The sequence below is a fragment of the Pseudoxanthomonas suwonensis J47 genome (assembly GCF_000513955.1).
Taxonomy (GTDB): domain Bacteria; phylum Pseudomonadota; class Gammaproteobacteria; order Xanthomonadales; family Xanthomonadaceae; genus Pseudoxanthomonas; species Pseudoxanthomonas suwonensis_C.
The window spans coordinates 12,571-32,816 of record NZ_KI911331.1 but is presented as its reverse complement, the minus strand read 5'-3'; the positions used below and the strand labels follow the sequence as shown (position 1 = coordinate 32,816).

The 20,246-nt window shown below is 71.5% G+C and carries 12 protein-coding genes; 4 read left to right on the top strand and 8 right to left on the bottom strand.

Annotated features, from left to right (window positions below):
- Positions 1–32: 32 nt before the first annotated feature.
- The 4 genes from M503_RS0113585 to M503_RS17840 are packed head-to-tail and all read right to left on the bottom strand — an operon-like array spanning position 33 to position 7,214.
- Positions 33–1,778, bottom strand: coding sequence for a glycoside hydrolase family 43 protein (locus M503_RS0113585; protein WP_051414634.1), 1,746 nt, complete (start codon positions 1,776–1,778; stop codon positions 33–35).
- Positions 1,779–1,804: 26 nt separating this feature from the next.
- Positions 1,805–3,055, bottom strand: a complete 1,251-nt coding sequence (gene manD, locus M503_RS0113580) for a D-mannonate dehydratase ManD (protein ID WP_028918796.1) — start codon at positions 3,053–3,055, stop codon at positions 1,805–1,807.
- On the bottom strand, positions 3,052–5,025 hold the full coding sequence (locus M503_RS17845; protein WP_028918797.1) for a sialate O-acetylesterase: 1,974 nt from the start codon (positions 5,023–5,025) through the stop codon (positions 3,052–3,054). The genes manD and M503_RS17845 overlap by 4 nt, the downstream gene beginning before the upstream one ends.
- Before the next feature lie 38 nt (positions 5,026–5,063).
- On the bottom strand, positions 5,064–7,214 hold the full coding sequence (locus M503_RS17840; protein WP_037061494.1) for an alpha-glucuronidase family glycosyl hydrolase: 2,151 nt from the start codon (positions 7,212–7,214) through the stop codon (positions 5,064–5,066).
- A 171-nt stretch (positions 7,215–7,385) separates the two neighbouring features.
- Here M503_RS17840 and M503_RS0113565 point away from each other — a divergent pair, with 171 nt between their 5' ends.
- The gene (locus M503_RS0113565; protein WP_028918799.1) at positions 7,386–8,447 is read left to right on the top strand and encodes a LacI family DNA-binding transcriptional regulator; all 1,062 of its coding nucleotides are present in this window, start codon (positions 7,386–7,388) and stop codon (positions 8,445–8,447) included.
- A 151-nt stretch (positions 8,448–8,598) separates the two neighbouring features.
- Here M503_RS0113565 and xylA read toward each other — a convergent pair whose 3' ends face one another.
- Together xylA and xylB are read right to left on the bottom strand one after the other, a co-directional pair.
- Positions 8,599–9,936 carry a xylose isomerase gene (gene xylA / locus M503_RS0113560; protein ID WP_028918800.1) on the bottom strand — a complete coding sequence of 446 codons (1,338 nt, stop codon included), beginning with the start codon at positions 9,934–9,936 and terminating at the stop codon, positions 8,599–8,601.
- Between the two features lie 40 nt (positions 9,937–9,976).
- Positions 9,977–11,488: a xylulokinase gene (gene xylB, locus M503_RS0113555; RefSeq protein ID WP_028918801.1), complete on the bottom strand. Its 1,512-nt coding sequence runs from the start codon at positions 11,486–11,488 to the stop codon at positions 9,977–9,979.
- 468 nt (positions 11,489–11,956) lie between these two features.
- On the opposite strand from xylB, the gene acnD reads away from it, so the two are divergent.
- The 3 genes from acnD to prpF are packed head-to-tail and all read left to right on the top strand — an operon-like array spanning position 11,957 to position 16,360.
- Complete coding sequence (gene acnD / locus M503_RS0113550) at positions 11,957–14,575, top strand: Fe/S-dependent 2-methylisocitrate dehydratase AcnD (RefSeq protein WP_028918802.1); 2,619 nt, start codon at positions 11,957–11,959, stop codon at positions 14,573–14,575.
- Positions 14,576–15,148, top strand: coding sequence for a 2'-5' RNA ligase family protein (locus M503_RS16920; protein ID WP_051414632.1), 573 nt, complete (start codon positions 14,576–14,578; stop codon positions 15,146–15,148).
- Between the two features lie 18 nt (positions 15,149–15,166).
- Entirely contained in the window at positions 15,167–16,360 is a 1,194-nt protein-coding gene (prpF, locus tag M503_RS0113540) for a 2-methylaconitate cis-trans isomerase PrpF (RefSeq protein WP_028918803.1), read from the top strand.
- Between the two features lie 3 nt (positions 16,361–16,363).
- Here the strand turns inward: prpF and M503_RS0113535 are convergent, their stop codons facing one another.
- Both M503_RS0113535 and M503_RS0113530 read right to left on the bottom strand, forming a co-directional pair.
- Positions 16,364–17,260, bottom strand: coding sequence for an NAD(P)/FAD-dependent oxidoreductase (locus M503_RS0113535; protein ID WP_037061492.1), 897 nt, complete (start codon positions 17,258–17,260; stop codon positions 16,364–16,366).
- A 55-nt stretch (positions 17,261–17,315) separates the two neighbouring features.
- On the bottom strand, positions 17,316–20,045 hold the full coding sequence (locus M503_RS0113530) for a bifunctional acetate--CoA ligase family protein/GNAT family N-acetyltransferase (RefSeq protein WP_028918804.1): 2,730 nt from the start codon (positions 20,043–20,045) through the stop codon (positions 17,316–17,318).
- Between the last annotated feature and the right edge of the window lie 201 nt (positions 20,046–20,246).

The window sequence follows — 20,246 nt, the reverse complement described above, 5'->3', positions numbered from 1 at the left end:
GGCGTGCAGGTCGGGGCTGTCGTTCGTCGAGGTCAGCGCGCGCCTTCCAGGCGTGCGTGCGGACCGAGGGTCGTGCCGACGAAGCCGCCGGCCACATCGGTGCTGAGGATGGTTCCGTCGACGTCGCGCACCAGCCACTGCACGCCCTTGCCGTCGCCGGCGTCGAAGCCGAAGGCGTAGGCGCCCTCGTTGCCCTCGACGTGCAGGACCAGCTGTTCCGCCGCGGCGATCGGCTGCCGCGCGACCGTCTCGACGTCGCCCTCGCCGGCCTTCTTCTCCAGGAACACCTCGCCGCCCTCGCCGCCGTCGCGACGCACGCCGAGGAAGTACCAGTAGTCGTCGCCCTGGAACGCGGCCAGGCCGGCGGCCACGCCCGGCGCCGGCAGCTCCATCGCGGTGCTGGCCTCGAACACCTGGTGCTGCTGGCGACGCGCGTAGAAGGCCATGTTGGTCTTCGCGTCCAGCCGCTCCGGCAACGGCGTGATCGCCAGCCAGCCCGGACGGGCGCTGCCGTCGTACCACTGCGTCTTCGGCACGCGCGGGGTCATCCAGCCCTTGCCGAGCTCGACCGTGTCGAACTCGTCGCGCCAGGTGAAGTTGCCTGTCATCGGCGCCTGGTCGGCCGGCTTCTTCATGAAGGACGGGCCCGGCAGCACGTACGGGATCTTCTCGCCGTGCGGCAGGATCACCGGCCAGCCGTCCTTCCAGGTCACCGGCAGCAGGAAGGCTTCGCGCCCGGTGTTGTAGTGGTCCACGCCGTAGTTGCGGCTGGCCAGGAAGGTCGCCCACCAGCTGCCGTCCGGACCCTGCACCAGGTCGGCGTGGCCGGCGTTGGTCACCGGCAGCGGACGCCCGGGGTCGAGGTCGCGCTGGGTCAGGATCGGGTTGCCGGCATAGGGCTCGTACGGACCCCACACGTCGCGGCTGCGCAGGACCACCTGCGAATGCTGCGGGCCGGTGCCGCCCTCGGCGTCGCTGAGGTAGTACCAGCCGTCCACCTTGTAGATGTGCGGGCCTTCGATCCAGATCGGGTTCTCTTCCGGCTTCACCCCGCCATCGATCAGCACCTTGCGCGGACCGAACGGCTTGCCGCTGGCGATGTCGATCTCCTGCAGCCAGATCGCGCGGTGGCCGTCGTAGCGCACCGGCACTTCCGGCTCGTCGTTGTTGAGGATGTAGACCTTGCCGTCGTCGTCGAAGAACAGCGAGGGATCGATGCCGCCGATGGTCGGCAGCCATACCGGATCCGACCACGGGCCGGCCGGGTCCTTGGCGGTGACGAAGAAGTTGCCACCAGCGTCGACCGAGGTGTTGACCACGTAGAAGGTGCCGTCGTGGTACTCGATCGCCGGCGCGAACACGCCACGCGACAGGCCCAGGCCGTCGAAGTCGAGCTGGCCGGGGCGATGGATCGCGTTGCCCACCTGCTTCCAGTGCACCAGGTCCTCGCTCTCGAACACCGGGATGCCGGGGAAGAAGGCGAAGGTCGAGGCGACCAGGTAGAACCTGCCGTTGGCGGCGGTGACGCTGGGATCGGAGTGGAAGCCGGCCAGCACCGGGTTGCGGAAGTGCCCTTCCGGCAGCGGCGCCTCGAAGGCGGCGTCGCGTCCGGTGTACTCGAACCAGTCGAAGTACACGGGCGCCACCTCCGTGCCCGCGGCCGCCGCGGCCTGCGTCGCCGGTTCGCGGTTGCATGCCGCCAGCAGCAGCGCGGCCACGGCCAGGCCCAGGATGCGTGCGGTGGTGCCCGTGCGGGCGCGCTTGAAGCCGGTTTCCATCGATCCCCTCCTCGTCATGGCCAGGCTCACCAGTCCCACATCGAGCCGTCTTCCAGCCGCGCGATCGGCAGCTGCTTCGGCGAATACGGGTACTTCGCGGCCAGTTTCTCGTCGATGTCCACGCCGATGCCGGGGGTGTCGCCCACGTGCAGGCGGCCGCCGCGCAGCACGTAGTCGTGCGGGAACACCGCGTCGGTCTCGTCGGTATGGAACATGTATTCCTGGATGCCGAAGTTCGGCACCCAGGTGTCGAAGTGCAGTGCCGCGCCCATCGTCACCGGCGACAGGTCGGTGGCCCCGTGGAAGCCGGTGCGCACCTGGTGCAGGGCGGCGAAGTCGGCGAGGCGGCGCACGTGGGTGATGCCGCCGCCGTGCACGATGGTGGTGCGGATGTAGTCGACCAGCTGGTTCTCGATCAGGTGCTTGCAGTCCCAGATCGAGTTGAATACCTCGCCCACCGCCAGCGCGGTGACCGAATGCTGGCGGATCAGTTCGAACGACTTCTGGTTCTCGGCCGGGGTCGCGTCCTCCAGCCAGAACAGCCGGTAGGGCTCCAGCGACCTGGCCAGGCGCGCGGCCTCGATCGGGGCCAGGCGATGGTGCACGTCGTGCAGAAGTTCGACGTCCGGACCGTGGTCCTTGCGCAACTGCTCGAACAGCTTCGGCACCACGTCCAGGTAGCGCGGCGTGTTCCACACGGTCTCCAGCGGCAGTTCGCTCTCGGCCGGCTCGTAGCCCTTGGCGTTGGAGACGCCGTAGGCCTTCTTGATGCCGGGCACGCCGCACTGCGCGCGCACGGCGAGGAAGCCCTGCTCGATGAAGCGGCCGACCGCGTCCGAGGCCTCGGCGATGTCGCGGCCGTTGGCATGGCCGTACACAAGCGCGCCCTCGCGCGAGCGTCCGCCGAGCAGCTGGTAGACCGGCAGGCCGGCCATCTTGCCGAGGATGTCCCACAGCGCCACGTCGACCGCGGAGATCGCGCTCATGGTCACCGGGCCGCGCCGCCAGTACGCGCCGCGGTACAGGAACTGCCAGAGGTCCTCGATGCGGCCGGCGTCGCGGCCGATCAGGTTCGGCACCACGTGGTCCTGCAGGTACGAGGCCACGGCCAGCTCGCGCCCGTTGAGGGTGGCGTCGCCAAGGCCGTAGATGCCCGAGCGGGTGGTGATCTTCAGGGTGACGAAGTTGCGCCCCGGGCAGGTGACGATGACCTTCGCGTCGACGATCTCGCGATCGTTCCTGGAGCCGTGCGTGGTGGTTTCGGTGGCGGTGCTCATCGGGCGTGGTCGTCGTAGGGCATGGGGGAGACGCGGAGCTCGAACGGTCCGGCCGGCTGGCCGGTGCCCTTGCCGGTGTAGTCGTAAAGGGTGCACACCGGGTTGTCGGCCCAGCAGTAGCGCACCCGCGTGGCGGCGTGCGCGCCGGGGGCACGCAGGGTCACGCGCTGGTTCCAGACCTGCGCGCTGGCATAGCGGCAGCTGCCGGCCTCGTCGCCGCAGACCTCGAAGCCCACCGGGTTGTCGGCGCCGTAGCCGACCAGGCGTCCTTCGACATCGCCGAAGACCACGACGATCGCATCTCCATTACGGCTGGCCGACACCGGCACCGGGCCGGACGGCGCAAGCGCCTCGCCGTAGACCACGTGGCGCGCGGCGCGGGCCAGGCGACGGCCGAGTTCCTGCTTGTTGGCCGGATGGATGTCGTAGCGGTCGCCGATGTCTACCGCCACCACCAGGCCGGTGCGCGGATCTTCCGCGGCGACCTGGCGCTGCGCCTCGCGCAGCGACGCCCAGCCGCTTTCGCCGGGCTGCAGCGGCGGCGCGCCGAAGCCGGCCAGCTGCACCACCAGCAGCGGCAGGTCCGCGCCGAAGCGTTCGCGCCAGTCGCTGCGCAATGCACGCAGCAGGTCGGCGTAGCGCTCCGGTTCGCCGGTGTTGGATTCGCCCTGGTACCAGAGCGCGCCGCGCAGTCCGAAGTGGCCCAGTGGTGCGATCATGCCGGCGTAAAGGGTGGACAGGCCCGCCGCGCTCTGCCATGGCGCGCGCGGCGGCGTGCCCATCCCGGCGGGCGCGATGCGGTACTTCCAGCCGCCATCCAGCGGCACCTCGCTGCCGTCGGCCAGCTGCAGCGCATGCGCCGAGGCCGGACCGGCGAGGCCACCATCGCGCCAGGTATCGAGCACGTTGACCACCACGGTGTTGCGTCCGGCGCGCAGCACGCCCGGCGGCAGCACGTATTCGCGGCCGCCGCCGGCGCCATAGGTCGAGCCCACGGCGTGGCCGTTCACCCAGGTCATGTCGACCTCGTCGGCCGGACCGAGCTTCAGCACCGCTTCCTGCGCGGCCTGCGCCGCGCTGAGCTCGACGCTGGTGCGGTACCAGACCATGCCGTTGAAGTCGGCCAGCTCCGGCACGCCCCACTGTTCCCACGCGCCCAGCTGCGCCGGCGCGGCGCGCCAGCCGGTGGACGGCGCGTCCGGCGACCACGGCTGGTCGTCGGCGGCGACGCCCGGCTGGCTGGACCACCACTTCTGCCACAACGTGCCCCAGTCGCCGATGCCGCCGACCGGATCGACCGCGTAGCGGTCCAGCACGTCCAGCTCGGCGTCATAGCTGCCCAGCGCGCGCAGCGCGACGGCGCTGATCCAGGCCTCGATGCGCGAACCGCCCCACGAGGCGCTGAGCAGGCCCATCGGCACGTCGACGGCCTGCTGCAGCTCGCGCGCGAGGAAGTAGCACGCGGCGGAGAAATCGCGGACCGACTCCGATGTCACCGGCTGCCACTTCACCTCGTTGCCGAACGAGGACTGCGGCGCGATGCCTTCGACCTGCGGCACGGTGAGCAGGCGGATGCGGTCGTTGCCGGCGCCGGCGATCTCGGCGCGCGCGTCCAGCGAGCGCCAGACCTGCAGTTCCATGTTCGACTGGCCCGAGCACAGCCACACGTCGCCGACCATCACGTCGGCCACCGCCTGTTTCGCCGCGCCGGCGGAGACCGCCAGCGTGTAGGGACCGCCGGCCTTCAGCGCCGGCAGCCGCGCTTCCCAGGCGCCGTCGGTGCCGGCGCGCGCCCTCGCGCGCTTGCCGGCGAGTTCGACCTTCACTTCGGCCCCGGGCTCGGCCTGGCCCCAGACCCGCACCGGCTGGCCGCGCTGCAGCACCGCGTGGTCCTGGAACAGCGGATGCAGCAGCGGCGCGTCGGCCGCAAGCGCGGCGGGCAGCGGCAACAGGCTGGCGGCGGCCAGCAGCTGGGCGGCGCGGCGCGCGCGCGGACGTCGTGCGTGGATCACTTTCCATCCCCCGGTGCGTAAGGAAACTCCAGCGACTGGTAGTACGACAGCGGATGCGGCGGCGGTTCGGCGCCGGCCGGCAGCGGTCGCTTCGAAAAGGTCTGGAAGTAGGCGATGGAGGCGTCGCGCCACCACTGCGCCTCGTCTTCCTGGATCGCGAGGAACGCGGCGACCTGCGCATGGCGTTCGGCGTCGATCTTCCCGGACAGGCCGTGCCAGGTGCGGCGCATGCCGCGCACGTAGTCGACGCCGCGCCCGTAACGCAGCACCAGCTCGTCCCACAGCGTGCGGCCCGAGGCCATGCGGTGGTCCCAGGGCACGTGGTGGAACCACAGCAGGAATTCCTCCGGCACCGTGTCCACGTTGCCGAAGCGCCCGGCCACCGGCGGCGCGTACTGGGCCACGGCGTTGCTGCCGCTGGCGCTGCGGTCGAAACCGATGCCCTGCGCGTCGGCGCGGTGGTAGTACACCGAGGTCCAGTCCGCGCGCGGGCCGCCGCTGACCCACGGGCCCGGCCCGTAGTGGTGGCCGCGGCCCATCAGGTGGTGCAGGCCCAGCGGGGTCATGTAATCCACCACCGCCTCGCGCGAGCCCATCATCATCGCCACCACCGGTTCGACCACCGCCGGATCGTTGGAGAAGGTCATCCGCACCCAGTCTCCGGCGATCGCCGCCGATTCCAGGTACGGGTTCCAGGCCAGCCGGCCGAAGGCGAACCAGTTGGCCTGGTCGAAGTGCGAGCCGCTCCAGTTGCGGTCGCTGCCGATGTTGGCCACGCCGGCCATGCCGGTCAGGACATGCCCGTCGAGCGAACCGTCGATCACCCTGGCCACCGTCGAGCCCGGGCCCTGTGCGTACGTGTCCGCGCGCAGCGTCTCCTCGTACAGCGGCGCCAGGTACGCCAGGTGCGTGGCGAAGCCCAGGTACTCCTTGGTGATCTGGAACTCCATCATCAGCGGCGTCTTCGGCATCGCGCCGAACAGCGGATGGAAGGGTTCGCGCGGCTGGAAGTCGATCGCGCCGTTCTTGACCTGGACCAGCACGTTCGGCGCGAAGCTGTCGTCGTGCGGCACGAACTCGTTGTACGCCTGCTTGTGGCGGTCGTCCGGCTCCTCGTGCGAGTAGACGAAGGCGCGCCACATCACGATCCCGCCGTGCGGCGCCAGCGCCTCGGCCAGCATGTTGGCGCCGTCGGCGTGGGAGCGGCCGTAGTCCTGCGGACCCGGCTGCCCTTCCGAGTTGGCCTTGACCAGGAAGCCGCCGAAGCCGGGGATGATGCGGTAGATCTCCGCGGCCTTGTCCTTCCACCACTGGCGCACCGCCGGGTCCAGCGGATCGGCGGTCTCCAGGCCGCCGATCTCGATCGGCGCGCTGAAGCGCGCGCTCAGGTAGACCTTGATCCCGTACGGGCGGAACACCTCGGCCAGCGCCGCCGCCTTGCGCAGGTACGGCGGCGTCAGCGCCTGCGCGCTGGTGTTGACGTTGTTGAGCACCGTGCCGTTGATGCCGATCGAGGCGTTGGCGCGGGCGTAGTCGGTGTAGCGCGGGTCCTTCCAGCCGGGCAGCTTGTGCCAGTCCCAGATCGACTCGCCGGCGTAGCCGCGTTCGACGTAGCGGTCGAGGTTGTCCCAGTGGTTGAGCAGGCGCAGCTTCAGCCGCGGCGCCTCGCGGATGTCCAGGCCATCCAGCGGCTGCGCGGTCTGCACCAGGCGCAGCAGGTGGAAGGCGCCGTACAGCGCGCCGGTGTCGGTGTTGGCGGCGACCACCGTGGCCGGGCGCCCGTCGATGCGCACGCTGCGCAGCAGGTAGCCTTCCTCGCCCAGCCCGGACAGGTCCAGGCCCAGCGCCGCCAGCTGCGGCAGCGAAGCCGGGGTACCGACGAGGATGGCGCCTTCGCGGCCGGCGCGCGCGGCCAGCGGCGGCGGCTTGCCGAGCAGGCCGCCGAGGCCGCGCTGCAGTTCGTCGCGCGTGGCCTGCGCGGTGGGCGTGGCCGCGGGCACCACCAGCTCGGTCGCCCGCGCCTGGTATCCGGCCGCATGGTCCGCCGCCACCGGCACGTAGCGCAGCCAGAGCTCGTAACCGTCCTCTGACAGCGCTGGACCGGCGGCCAGCAGCAGGCCCAGCCAGGCCACAGCGGTGCGCGCCATGCGCGCGGCCCGGCGCCATGCGCCGGTCCCGCCCTGTTCGCCTGTCCGGGTTGTTAGCGATACCATCTTTTGCTCCGGTGCAAGGGGGAGCCGCGCCGGTCCGCACCGGCCAGCCCGCGGGGCTCAGGCCTTGCCGGCCCTGCCCTGATCGATCAGCCCAAGGGAATGACGTTGGAGAAGCCGAGGAAGTCCGTGCGCCGCAAGAGCCGCGGCGTCACCATCAACGAGGTCGCCGCGCTCGCCGGCGTGTCGCCGATGACCGTTTCGCGGGTCATGAACAACCACGGCAAGGTCCGCGACAGCACCCGCGAGCGGGTCATGCAGGCGGTGCGCGAGCTGGACTACACGCCCAACCTCGCCGCCAGTTCCCTGGCCGCGGCGCAGCACACCCGCATCGCGCTGATCTACACCAACCCCAGCGGCGCCTACCTGCGCGAGATGCTGGTGGGCCTGCTGCGGGTGGCGTCGCGCACCTCGATCCAGCTGGTCATCGACTACTGGGACAACCTCGACACCGACGCCGAGCGCAAGGCCGCGCGGGCCATGGCCGGCAAGGTCGACGGCGTGATCCTGCCGCCGCCGCTGTGCGAATCGCACGCCGCGGTCAGCGAGTTCGTGCGCGCCGAGGTGCCGGTGGTGGCGATCGCCGCCGGCCGCTCCAGCGAGGAGATCTCCTGCGTGCGCATCGACGACCTGCGCGCCGGCAAGGAACTCGCCGAATACCTGATCGCCCAAGGCCACACCCGGATCGGCTTCATCAAGGGCCGCCCCGACCTCAGCGCCAGCTCGAACCGCTACGAGGGGTTCCAGATGGCGATGCACGAGGCCGGCCTGCCGGTGGACGCGAGCGTGGTCCAGCAGGGCGACTACACCTACCGCTCCGGCCTCAAGGCCGCCGAGAAGATCCTGTCCGGGAAGCGCCCGCCCACCGCGATCATCGCCTCGAACGACGACATGGCCGCCGCGGCCGTGTCGGTGGCGCACCGGCGCGGCCTGGACGTGCCGCGCGACCTGGCGGTGGTCGGCTTCGACGATACCTCGGCCGCGACCATGGTCTGGCCGGAACTGACCACCATCCACCAGCCGATGGCCTCGATGGCCAACGCCGCGATCGACATCCTGCTGCGCACGATCCGGCGCAAGGACCGCACCACCCGCGTGCTGGTCGACCAGGTCGTGCCGCACAAGCTGGTCGTGCGCGGCTCCGCCGCCCCGCCGCCGAAGCGCGGCTGAGCGCCACGCCCGGGCGTGCCCGGGTGCGGCCTCGCTGCTGTCGATGCGGACGGCGCCGCCCATCTTTCCCCTCCTCGGAAAGTACGGCCCGCCGTCCCCGCGCCTCTGGGCCTCCCTCAAAGCCCGGGCAGCAGGGACGGCGGCGTACGCGTCAACGCGAAAGCAGGTACTGGTTCAGCAGGTTCTCGTAGCGCTCCTGCTTGCCGCTGGCCTGCTGCGGCTCGCCCAGCTTCGCCGCCAGGCCGGCGAGGTCGGCCAGGCCGAGCCTGCCGTCCTCGAAGGCCTTGCCGTCGCCGCCGTCGAAGCTGGCGTAACGCTGCCTGCGCCAGGTCTCCCACGGCGAGTCGTTGAGCAGGGCGTGCGCCACTTCCAGGCCGCGGGCGAACGCGTCCATGCCGCCGATGTGGGCGATGAACAGGTCCTCCATGTCGGTGGACTCGCGGCGCGGCTTGGCGTCGAAGTTCAGGCCGCCGACCAGGCCGCCCTGGCGCAGCACCACCATCATCGCGCCGACGGTGTCGTACAGGTCGGTCGGGAACTGGTCGGTATCCCAGCCGTTCTGCGCGTTGCCGCGGTTGGCGTCGATGCTGCCGAGCAGGCCGTGGTCGGCCGCCACCTGCAGGTCGTGCTCGAAGGTGTGGCCCGACAGCGTGGCGTGGTTGGCCTCGATGTTGAGCATGAAGTCCTTCTCCAGCCCGTGCTCCTTGAGGAAGCCGGCGACGGTGGCGCTGTCGAAGTCGTACTGGTGCTTCATCGGCTCCATCGGCTTGGGCTCGATGAAGAACTTGCCCTGGAAGCCGATGCTGCGGCCGTAGTCGCGGGCGATGGTCAGGAAGCGGGCGAAGTGCTCCAGCTCGCGCTTCATGTCGGTGTTGTGCAGCGAGGCGTAGCCTTCGCGGCCGCCCCAGAACACGTAGTGCTCGCCGCCCAGCTCGACCACCGCGTCCAGCACGTTCTTGACCTGCACCGCGGCGCGGGCGACGACGGCGAAGTCCGGGTTGGTCGACGCGCCGTTCATGTAGCGCGGGTGCGAGAACAGGTTGGCCGTGCCCCACAGCAGCTTGACGCCGGTCGCCTGCTGGCGCTCCTTGGCCATCGCCACCAGGTGCCTGAGGTTCTTCTCGTAGGTGCCGATGTCGTCGGCGTCAGGCGCCAGGTCGACGTCGTGGAAGCAGTAGTACGGCACGCCGAGCTTGGTGAAGAACTCGAACGCCGCGTCGACCTTGGCCTCGGCGGTGGCCATCGCATCGCCCTTCTCCCACGGGAAGCGGCGGGTGCCCGGGCCGAACGGATCGGCGCCGGCGTTGCAGAAGGTGTGCCAGTAGCAGACCGCGAAGCGCAGGTGCTCGCGCATGGTCTTGCCGCCGATCTTCTTCTCCGCGTCGTAGACCTTGAATGCCAGCGGGTTGTCCGAACCCGGACCCTCGTAGGGGATGGTGCCGATGCCGGGGAAGTATTCCCTTGCGCCGATGAATGCCTTGCTGCTCATGTGGCTGCTTCCGTGATGTTGTGTGGGTGGGGTCGTGCGCTCAGGCGTACAGCGGCCGGATCGCCTCGAGGTGGGAAAGGAAACGGCGGTACTGCGCGTCGTAGGCGGCGGTGGCCTCGGCGTGCGGATGCGCGGACAGGCGCGGCTCCAGGCGCACGTGCGCGGCGGCGAGCGCGGCCAGGTCGGCGCCGGGGTCGCTGGCGCGCTGCGTGGCCCACAGCGCCTGCAGCGCCGCGCCGAAGGCGGCGCCCTCGGCCTGCTCCGGCACGTCCACCGGCAGGCCGAACACGTCGGCGACCATCTGCCGCCACACCGCGCTCTGGCTGCCGCCGCCGGTGAGGCGGATCGCCTCGAAGCGCATGCCGGCGTCGACGAAGGCGTCGTAGCCGTTCTTCAGGCTGTACACCGCGCCTTCCATCGCCGCCCGGTACAGATTGGCGGGCGTGACGTTGGTGGCGGTCATGCCGAACACGCTGCCGCGGCCGTTGGGCAGGTTGGGGGTGCGCTCGCCGTTGAGGAACGGCAGCATCAGCAGGCCCTCGGCGCCGGGGCGGGTATTGGCCAGCAGTGCGTCGCCGTCCCTGGTGGAAAAGCCGCACAGCTTCGCCACCGATTCGGTGGCCACGGTGCAGTTCATCGTGCAGATCAGCGGCAGCCAGCCGCCGGTGGAATCGCAGAACGCGGCCCAGCGCCCGGCGTCGTCGACGATCGGGCGGTCGGCGTGGGCGAACAGGGTGCCGGAGGTGCCCAGGCTCATGCTCAGCACGCCCGGGGTGACGTTGCCGGTGCCGATGGCGGCCATCATGTTGTCGCCGCCGCCGGCGGAGACGCGCACGTCGCGCGGCAGGCCCAGCTCGTCGGCGATGGCCGGGGCGATCGGGAACAGCGCGTCGGCCTCGACCAGCGGCGGCAGGCATTCGCGCAGGTCGCGGTCCGGATCGGTCGCCTTGATCATGGTTTCCGACCACTGCCGGGTGCGCACGTCCAGCCAGCCGGTGCCGGAGGCGTCGCCGCATTCCATCCAGCGCTCGCCGGTGAGCCAGAAGTTCACGTAGTCGTGCGGCAGCAGGATCGTGGCCAGCTGCGCGTAGGCCTGCGAGCGGTGGGTGCGGGTCCACGGCAGCTTGGAGGCGGTGTAACCGACCAGGATCGGGTTGCCGGCGACCTGGATGCAGCGCTCGGCGCCGCCGACCGCATCCATGATCAGGTCGCACTCGGCCGCGGTGGCGGTGTCGCACCACAGCTTGGCCGGAGCGAGGACATTCCCGGCTCGGTCCACCGGCACGAAGCCGTGCTGCTGGCCGGAGACGCCGATGGCGACGGTGCGCTGGCGCAGCGCCGGGTCCAGGCGGGAGAAGCAGCTGCGGATCGCCTCGATCCACCATTCGGCCCGCTGCTCGCGGCTGCCGTCGTCGCCGGCGGCCAGCTCGAGGGCATGGCCGATGGTCGCCACCACCTGCCGCGTCTGCGGGTCGTAGGCCACCAGCTTGACGCTCTGGGTGCCCACGTCCAGGCCGACCACTACCGCGTTGTTCCGCTCCAGGTTGCCCATCGTGTTAGCGCTACCATCGTGACCAGGGAAAAACGGGCCTTCGGCCCGTGCGACCACGGCGCGTTCGTGGCCATGGCAGGTTGCGACTCTACCAGCCCCTCGGCAAATGGCTTGCTGCAGTGCGCAACCCGGCCGATGGCCCGCTGGCCGTCGAAGGCGGCCCGGGCCTCCCGGCGAGGCTGCCCCGCCCCGGCCTTCCCCCGCCGTGGTGCCAAAGGCCAGCAAGGACCCCGGCCCTTCCGTCGACCCGGAGCGACCACCCGCCGACCAGGCCTGGGCCCGACTCGTTGATCCATTGATTGCGTGTATCAACGCTTCGTGCCCGCGAACGGCCGCAACCGGCCTGTTCAGGCGCTTTCCGGGGCCGGGCTGCGGCAGGCGAGGCCTAGAATTCTCCTGTGACTTCCGGGCACGTCGCCGCCACCGCGCCTTCCGACGGCCCGCCCCCTCCGCCAGCCGACGCCCGCCATGAACACCCAGCACCGCAAGCAACTCCCCGGCACTTCCCTGGACTGGTACGACGCCCGCGAGGCGGTCGAGGCCATCCGCCCCGGCGCCTGGGCCACTCTTTCCTATACCGCGCGCGTGCACGCCGAGAACCTGGTCCGCTGCGCCGACCCGGCGCACCTGCGCGACTACCTGGTGCAGCTGGTCGAGCGCCGCCGCGACCTCGACTTCCCCTGGTTCCCGGTGCGGGTGGTCTGCCACGACATCCTCGGCCAGACCGCGCTGGTCGACCTGGCCGGCCTGCGCGACGCCATCGCCGAGCAGGGCGGCGACCCGGCCAAGGTCAACCCGGTGGTGCCGGTGCAGCTGATCGTCGACCACTCGCTGGCGGTGGAATGCGGCGGCTACGACCCGCAGGCGTTCGAGAAGAACCGCGCGATCGAGGACCGCCGCAACGCCGACCGCTTCGACTTCATCGAGTGGACCCGGCACGCGTTCCGCAACGTCGAGGTGATCCCGCCGGGCAACGGGATCATGCACCAGATCAACCTGGAGAAGATGTCGCCGGTGGTGTACGTGCGCGACGGCGTCGCCTTCCCCGACACCTGCGTCGGCACCGACTCGCACACCCCGCACGTGGACGCGCTGGGCGTGATCGCCGTCGGCGTCGGCGGCCTGGAGGCCGAGAACGTGATGCTCGGCCGCGCCTCGTGGATGCGCCTGCCGGAAATCACCGGCGTGCACCTGACCGGCCGGCCGCAGCCGGGCATCACCGCCACCGACGTGGTCCTGGCCCTGACCGAGTTCCTGCGCAGGGAGCGCGTGGTCGGCCATTACCTGGAGTTCTTCGGCGAAGGCGCCGCGGCGCTGACCATCGGCGACCGCGCCACCATCTCCAACATGTGCCCGGAGTACGGCGCCACCGCCGCGCTGTTCTACATCGACCAGCAGACCCTGGACTACCTGCGCCTGACCGGCCGCGAAGAGAAGCAGGTACAGCTGGTCGAAACCTACGCGAAGACCGCCGGCCTGTGGGCCGACGACCTGCAGCAGGCGCAGTACGAGCGTGTGCTGGAGTTCGACCTGTCCTCGGTCGTGCGCAACATGGCCGGCCCGTCCAACCCGCACCGGCGCCTGCCGACCACCGCCCTGGCCGAGCGCGGCATCGCCGACCAGGCGAAGCTGCAGGCGGCGCGGGAGGAAGAAGCCCGCGGCCTGCTGCCGGACGGCGCGGTGATCATCGCCGCCATCACCAGCTGCACCAACACCTCCAATCCGCGCAACGTGATCGCCGCCGGCCTGCTGGCGCGCAATGCCAACGCGCGCGGCCTGCTGCGCAAGCCGTGGGTGAAGACCTCGCTGGCGCCCGGCTCCAAGGCCGTGCAGCTGTACCTGGAGGAATCCGGCCTGCTGCCGGACCTGGAGAAGCTGGGCTTCGGCATCGTCGCCTTCGCCTGCACCACCTGCAACGGCATGTCCGGCGCGCTGGACCCGAAGATCCAGCAGGAAATCATCGACCGCGACCTGTACGCGACCGCCGTGCTCAGCGGCAACCGCAACTTCGACGGCCGCATCCACCCGTACGCCAAGCAGGCCTTCCTGGCCAGCCCGCCGCTGGTGATCGCCTACGCCATCGCCGGCACCGTGCGCTTCGACATCGAGAAGGACGTGCTGGGCCTGGACCCGCAGGGCAACCCGGTCACGCTCAAGGACATCTGGCCCTCGGACGAGGAGATCGACGCGATCGTCCGCGCCAGCGTCAAGCCCGAGCAGTTCCGCAAGGTCTACGGGCCGATGTTCGACGTGCGCGTCGAGCACGGCGAACCGGTGAAGCCGCTGTACGACTGGCGCCCGATGAGCACCTACATCCGTCGTCCGCCGTACTGGGAGGGCGCGCTGGCCGGCGAGCGCACGCTGCGCGGCATGCGCCCGCTGGCGGTGCTCGGCGACAACATCACCACCGATCACCTGTCGCCGTCCAACGCGATCCTGCCGACCAGCGCCGCCGGCGAATACCTGGCGAAGATGGGCCTGCCCGAAGAGGACTTCAATTCCTACGCCACCCACCGCGGCGACCACCTCACCGCGCAGCGCGCGACCTTCGCCAACCCGAAGCTGCTCAACGAGATGGTGCGCAACGAGGATGGCAGCGTGCGCCAGGGTTCGCTGGCGCGGCTGGAGCCGGAAGGCCAGGTGATGCGCATGTGGGAAGTGATCGAGACCTACATGGAGCGCCGCCAGCCGCTGATCATCGTCGCCGGCGCCGACTACGGCCAGGGCAGCTCGCGCGACTGGGCCGCCAAGGGCGTGCGCCTGGCCGGCGTCGAGGCGATCGTGGCCGAGGGCTTCGAGCGCATCCACCGCACCAACCTGATCGGCATGGGCGTGCTGCCGCTGGAGTTCAAGCCGGGGCAGAACCGCAACACCTGGGGCATCGACGGCACCGAGACCTTCGACGTGGTCGGCACGCGTGCGCCGCGCGCGGACCTGACCCTGGTCATCCACCGCCGCAACGGCGAGCGCGTGGAAGTGCCGGTCACCTGCCGCCTCGACACCGCCGAGGAAGTGTCGATCTACGAGGCCGGCGGCGTGCTGCAGCGCTTCGCCCAGGATTTCCTCGAGGCGGCGAAGGTGGCCTGAGTGGCCCGGCCCGGCGAGCTGTTCGTCATGGCGCGCGTCCCGCAGGCATTGCGGGACGCGCTGCTGGGCGTGATGCGCGACGCCGGGCTGGACATGCTGCTGGGCGGCGCGCTGTATCCGCCGCGCAACTGGCACCAGACGCTCTCCGGCCTGCATCCGCCGGAAGCGCGCGAAGCCATGCGCCGCGCCTGCGCCGCGGTGGCGGCGGCCGCCTTCGACATGCGGCTGGACCGGCTGGAAAGCTCCGGCCCGGAGCCGGGGCGGATCCACTGGCGCTTCGTGCCTTCCACCGGGCGCCCCGCCGGCCTGATCGACCTGATGGCCGCGGTGCGCACGCAGCTGCGCGCGCAGGGCCTGGTCGAAACCCAGGGCCACCGGCCGCACGTCACCGTCAGCTACAACGCCAGCCGCGCGATCGAACCGCTGCAGTTCGGGCCGGTCGACTGGCGCATCGACAGCATCGAGCTTGTCGAGGTTGCCGGCACAGGCAAGGACTACCGCTACGACGTGGTCGAAGCCTGGCCACTGCGCGCGCCCGCCGCGCCGCCGCCGGCCCAGCTCGGCCTCCTCTGACCTTCACTGGACACTGAAATGACCGCACTTCCGCAGCTCCGCATCCCCGCCACCTACATGCGTGGCGGCACCTCCAAGGGCGTGTTCTTCCGCCTCGAGGACCTGCCGCCGGCCGCGCAGGTGCCCGGCCCGGCGCGCGACCGCCTGCTGCAGCGGGTGATCGGCTCGCCCGATCCGTATGGCAAGCAGACCGACGGCATGGGCGGCGCGACCTCGAGCACCAGCAAGTGCGTGATCGTCTCCCCGGGCACGCGCCCGGGCCACGACGTCGACTACCTCTACGGCCAGGTCTCGATCGACGCCGACTTCGTCGACTGGTCCGGCAACTGCGGCAACCTCTCCACCGCCGCCGGCGCCTTCGCGATCCACGCCGGCTACGTCGATCCGTCGCGCCTGCCGGAAGACGGCGTGTGCACGGTGCGGATCTGGCAGGCCAACATCCACAAGACCATCCTCGCCCACGTGCCGGTGCGCGACGGCCAGGTGGTCGAGGACGGCGACTTCGAGCTGGACGGCGTGACCTTCCCGGCCGCGGAGATCGTGCTGGAGTTCCTCGACCCGGCCGACGAGGGCGAAGGCGAAGGCGGCGGGGCGATGTTCCCCACCGGCGAGCTGATCGACACGCTGGAGGTGCCCGGCGTCGGCACCTTGCAGGCCACGCTGATCACCGCCGGCATCCCCACCGTGTTCGTCAACGCCGGGGACCTCGGCTACGACGGCACCGAGCTGCAACCGGCGATCAACGGCGACGCCGCCGCGCTGGCCAGGCTCGAGGCGGTGCGCGTGGCCGGCGCGCTGAAGATGGGCCTGATCCGCAGCGCCGAGGAAGCGCTCACCCGCCAGCACACGCCGAAGGTGGCGTGGGTGGCGCCGCCGCGCGCCTACGCCGCCTCCAGCGGCAAGGCGATCGGCGCAGGCGACATCGACCTCAACGTGCGCGCCATGTCGATGGGCAAGCTGCACCACGCGATGATGGGCACCGCCTCGGTCGCCATCGCCGCCGCCGCCGCGGTGCCGGGCACCCTGGTCAACCTCGCCGCCGGCGGCGGCCAGCGCGACGTGGTCCGCTTCGGCCACCCCTCCGGCACGCTGCGCGTCGGCGCCAGCGTCTCCCAGGCCGACGGGCAGTGGACCATCACCCGCGCGGTGATGAGCCGCAGCGCGCGCATCCTGATGGAAGGCGCGGTGCGGGTGCCGGCCTCGACGATCTGAGGCTCAGCCGCGGCGCGGTACGAACGGCAGCCGGCCGTGCGCGTGCAGCGCCGCGATCGCGGCCTGCCCCACCGCCACCGAGATCTGGTTGAGGCCGCTGACCACGTCGCCGATCGCATAGAGCCCGGGCACGCCGCCGGCCTGCTGGTGGCCGTCGACCGGGATCTCGCCGCTCTCCGTCAGCGCCACGCCGGCCTGGCGCGCCAGCCCCGCGCTTGTGCTGCAGCCCAGGAACGGATACACGGTGTCGAACCAGTGGGTGTCGCCGTCGATGGCGTAGCCGCAGCGTTCGCCGTCGAAGCGCAGCTCGCCGCCCGCCGGCAGGATCCGCGCGTCCACGCCCTCCAGGTCCGCGACATCGCCGGCCGCGTCGGTCGGCAGCAGGGTGAGGTTCGCGGTGTAGCCGCGCAGGAAGCGTGCGTGCGAGGCCACGGCCTCCCACGGGCCGTGGATGCCGATGGCGCTGTCGCTGGCCTCGTAGGCATCGCACACCGGGCACAGCCGCAGCGCGCCGCAGGCGACCGCGTCCTCCACCCCGTCCAGTTCCGGCAGGTGGTCGGCCAGGCCGGTGGCCAGCATCACCGCGCTCGCGCGCCAGCGCCGGCCGTCGTCGCTGGCGACGGTGAAGCGGCCGTCGGCGTCGCGCTCGAGCGAGGCGACCGTCGCCGCCCCGGACTCCGCCCCGAACGACCCGGCCTGCTCGCGCAGGCGCGCCAGCAGCGCGTCGCCGGAAATCCCCTGCGGGAAGCCCGGGCAGTTGTTGCTTTCCGGGATCCAGCGCGCGCGGCTGCGGCCGGCATCCAGCACCGTGCAGGCGCGGTGCAGCCGCCCCAGGTAGATCGCGGCGGTCAGCCCGGCCGGGCCGCCGCCGATGACGATGACATCCAGCGTGGCTTCCACGCGCGCCTCCTTTCCGTTGCCGGACAACGATAGGCGGCGCGCGTGAAGGACGCGGCTACGCGGGGCTGCCCTCGCGGCCGGCGCGCGCGGCCATGGCGGTGGCCACGTCCAGGACCACGTCGGTCATGGTCAGGTCGTCGCGGTCCGGGGTGATCCTGAAACCCAGGTGCTGGCACATGGCCAGCATGGTCACGTTCTCGCGCAGGACCTGGCCTTCGACCGTCTTCAGGCCGATGCTGCCGGCCCACTCGATCATGATCTCCATCAGCCGCCAGCCGATGCCGTGGCCCTTGAGGTCCGAGCGCACCAGGATCCCGTACTCGCCGCGCTCGTAGTTGGCGTCGGCGAGCAGGCGCACCGCGCCGAGCATCTCGCCGCTGTCCGGATCCAGCGCCACCAGCGCGATCGAGCGCGCGTAGTCCATCTGGGTCAGGCGCGCGATGAACTCGTGGCTGAAGTGGCGCACCGCCGAGAAGAAGCGCAGGCGCAGGTCCTCCTCGGTGACCCTGGAGAAGAACTCGCGGAACAGCTCCTCGTCCTCCGGCCGCACCGGGCGCACGAACATGCGCCGGCCGTGCGGGAGCTGCTCCATGCGCTCCCATTCCTTCGGATACGGGCGCACGACGAAGCGCGAATGCCACGGGCCCTTCTGCACCGGGCCCTCCCACGGCGCGATCGCCACGCGCGCGTCCACCGCGATCACCCCGTCGCGGTCGGCCAGCAGCGGGTTGATGTCCAGCTCGCGCACCTGCGGGATGTCGGCGGCCAGCTGCGCCAGCTTGACCAGCACCAGCGCCACCGCGCGCTCGTCGGCGGCCGGCACGTCGCGGTAGGCCTTGAGGATGCGCGAGACGCGGGTGCGGCCGATCAGTTCATGGGCCAGGCGCAGGTCCAGCGGCGGCAGCGCCAGCGCCTTGTCGTCGATGACCTCCACCGCGGTGCCGCCGCGGCCGAACACCACCACCGGGCCGAAGGTCGGGTCGTCGGCGAGACCGACGATGAGCTCGCGGGCCTTGGGCCTGGTGATCATCGGCTGCACGATCACGCCGTCGATGCGCGCGTCCGGGCGCGCCTGGCGCGCGCGCTCGAGGATGCCGGCCGCGGCCTCGCGCACCGCGGCCTCGCTGGCCAGGTTCAGGCGCACCCCGCCGACGTCGGACTTGTGGATGATGTCCGGCGACAGGATCTTCAGCGCCACCGGCAGGCCCTGCGCCAGCAGCGGTGCCGCCGCGGCGACCGCCGCGTCCGGGTCGGCGGCCAGCACCGCGCGGGTGGTCGGGATGCCGTAGGCCTCCAGCAGCGCGGTGACCTCCAGCGGGTCCAGCCAGCGCCGGCCTTCGTCCAGCGCCCGGGCGACCACCGCCTGCGCGGCGGCGGTATCGACCACGAAGTCCTCCGGCAGGCTCGGCGGGGTCTCCATCAGCGCCTGCTGCGCCTCGCGGTGGCGGACCAGGTACATGAAGCCGCGTACCGCGTCGGCCTCGGTGCCGTACATGGGCACGCCGGCGGCGCCGAGGGTGGCCAGCGCCTGCGGCTGGTCGCCCAGCCACACGCCCAGTACCGGCTTGGACGAATGCGGGCGCTTGCCCAGCACCCCGGCCACCGCCTTCGCCGCTTCCTCCGAGGAGGACAGCGCGGTGGGCACGTTCATCACCAGCACCGCGTCGTTGCCCGGGTCCGCGAGCATGGCTTCCAGCGCGGCGGTGTAGCGGGCCGCGTCGGCGTCGCCGACGATGTCCACCGGGTTGGCATGCGACCAGGTCGGCGGCAGCACCCTGTCGAGCCGCTCCACCGTGGCCGGGTCCAGCGCGGCCAGGGTGCCGCCCAGGTCGACCAGGCGGTCCACGGCGAGCACGCCGATGCCGCCGCCGTTGGTGAGGATGCCCAGCCGGCGGCCGGGCGCGCTGCGCAGGTGGCCGAGGGTCTCGGCGGCGGCGAACAGCTCGTCCAGCGCATGCACCCGCAACAGGCCGGCGCGGCGGAAGGCGGCGTCGTAGACCGCGTCCGAACCGGCCAGGGCGCCGGTATGGGTGGCCGCGGCCTTCGCGCCCTGTTCGTGGCGGCCGGACTTGACCACCACCACGGGCTTGGCGCGGGCCGCGGCGCGCGCGGCGGACATGAACTTGCGCGCGTCGCGCACCGATTCGATGTAGAGCAGGATCGCCCGGGTCTTCACGTCCTGGGCGAACCAGTCGAGCAGGTCGCCGAAGTCCACGTCGAGGGCATCGCCCAGCGAGACCACGGCGGAGAAGCCGATCGAACGGGCCGCGCCCCACTCCACCAGGCCGGCGGCGATCGCACCGGACTGCGAGACCAGGGCCAGGTCGCCGGGCAGTGGACTGCGCGCGCCGAAACTGACGTTGAGTCCGGCATGCGGCGACATCACCCCCAGGCAGTTGGGCCCGACGATGCGCAGGCCGTGCGGGCGGGCCTCGTCGCGCAGGCGTTCCAGCAGCGAGCCGGGGCCCTGGCCCAGGCCGGCGCTGACCACCACCGCGGCCTTCGCCCCGACCCGCACCGCCTCGGCGATCACCCCGGGCACGGTCAGGGCCGGGGTCGAGACCACCACCAGTTCGGGCTTGAACGGCAGGTCGGACAGCCGCGCCACCGCAGGCATGCCGTCGATCTGCCGGTACTTGGGGTTGACCAGCCCGACCTGGCCGGCGAAACCGGCTTCGCGCAGGTTCCTGACCACGGCCCGGCCGACCGAGCGGTCGCGGGGGCTGGCCCCGACCACCGCCACCGACTTGGGGCGGAAGACCGACTCCAGGGCGTAGATGCTCATCCGGCGCAAATCCTTGCTGTCATTGCCTCTGAACGATACAGGGTGGCCCGCCGGAGCCGTACCCCGGGACAATCTGACAAGGTCACAGGCAGCCCGCGAAGGCCTATGCTCCCGGCCGGGAATACCCGGTGGCGGGGCTGGAGGGGCTGGCGGAGGTTTCCGCCGGCCCTGAATGCATTGGCCCCTACATGGGTACCCCCA

Coding starts and splice junctions, on each gene's coding strand:
- M503_RS0113585 (WP_051414634.1), bottom strand. CDS start 1,778: ATGGAAACCGGCTTCAAGCGCGCCCGCACGGGCACCACCGCACGCATC.
- manD (WP_028918796.1), bottom strand. CDS start 3,055: ATGAGCACCGCCACCGAAACCACCACGCACGGCTCCAGGAACGATCGC.
- M503_RS17840 (WP_037061494.1), bottom strand. CDS start 7,214: ATGGCGCGCACCGCTGTGGCCTGGCTGGGCCTGCTGCTGGCCGCCGGT.
- xylA (WP_028918800.1), bottom strand. CDS start 9,936: ATGAGCAGCAAGGCATTCATCGGCGCAAGGGAATACTTCCCCGGCATC.
- xylB (WP_028918801.1), bottom strand. CDS start 11,488: ATGGGCAACCTGGAGCGGAACAACGCGGTAGTGGTCGGCCTGGACGTG.
- acnD (WP_028918802.1), top strand. CDS start 11,957: ATGAACACCCAGCACCGCAAGCAACTCCCCGGCACTTCCCTGGACTGG.
- prpF (WP_028918803.1), top strand. CDS start 15,167: ATGACCGCACTTCCGCAGCTCCGCATCCCCGCCACCTACATGCGTGGC.
- M503_RS0113530 (WP_028918804.1), bottom strand. CDS start 20,045: ATGAGCATCTACGCCCTGGAGTCGGTCTTCCGCCCCAAGTCGGTGGCG.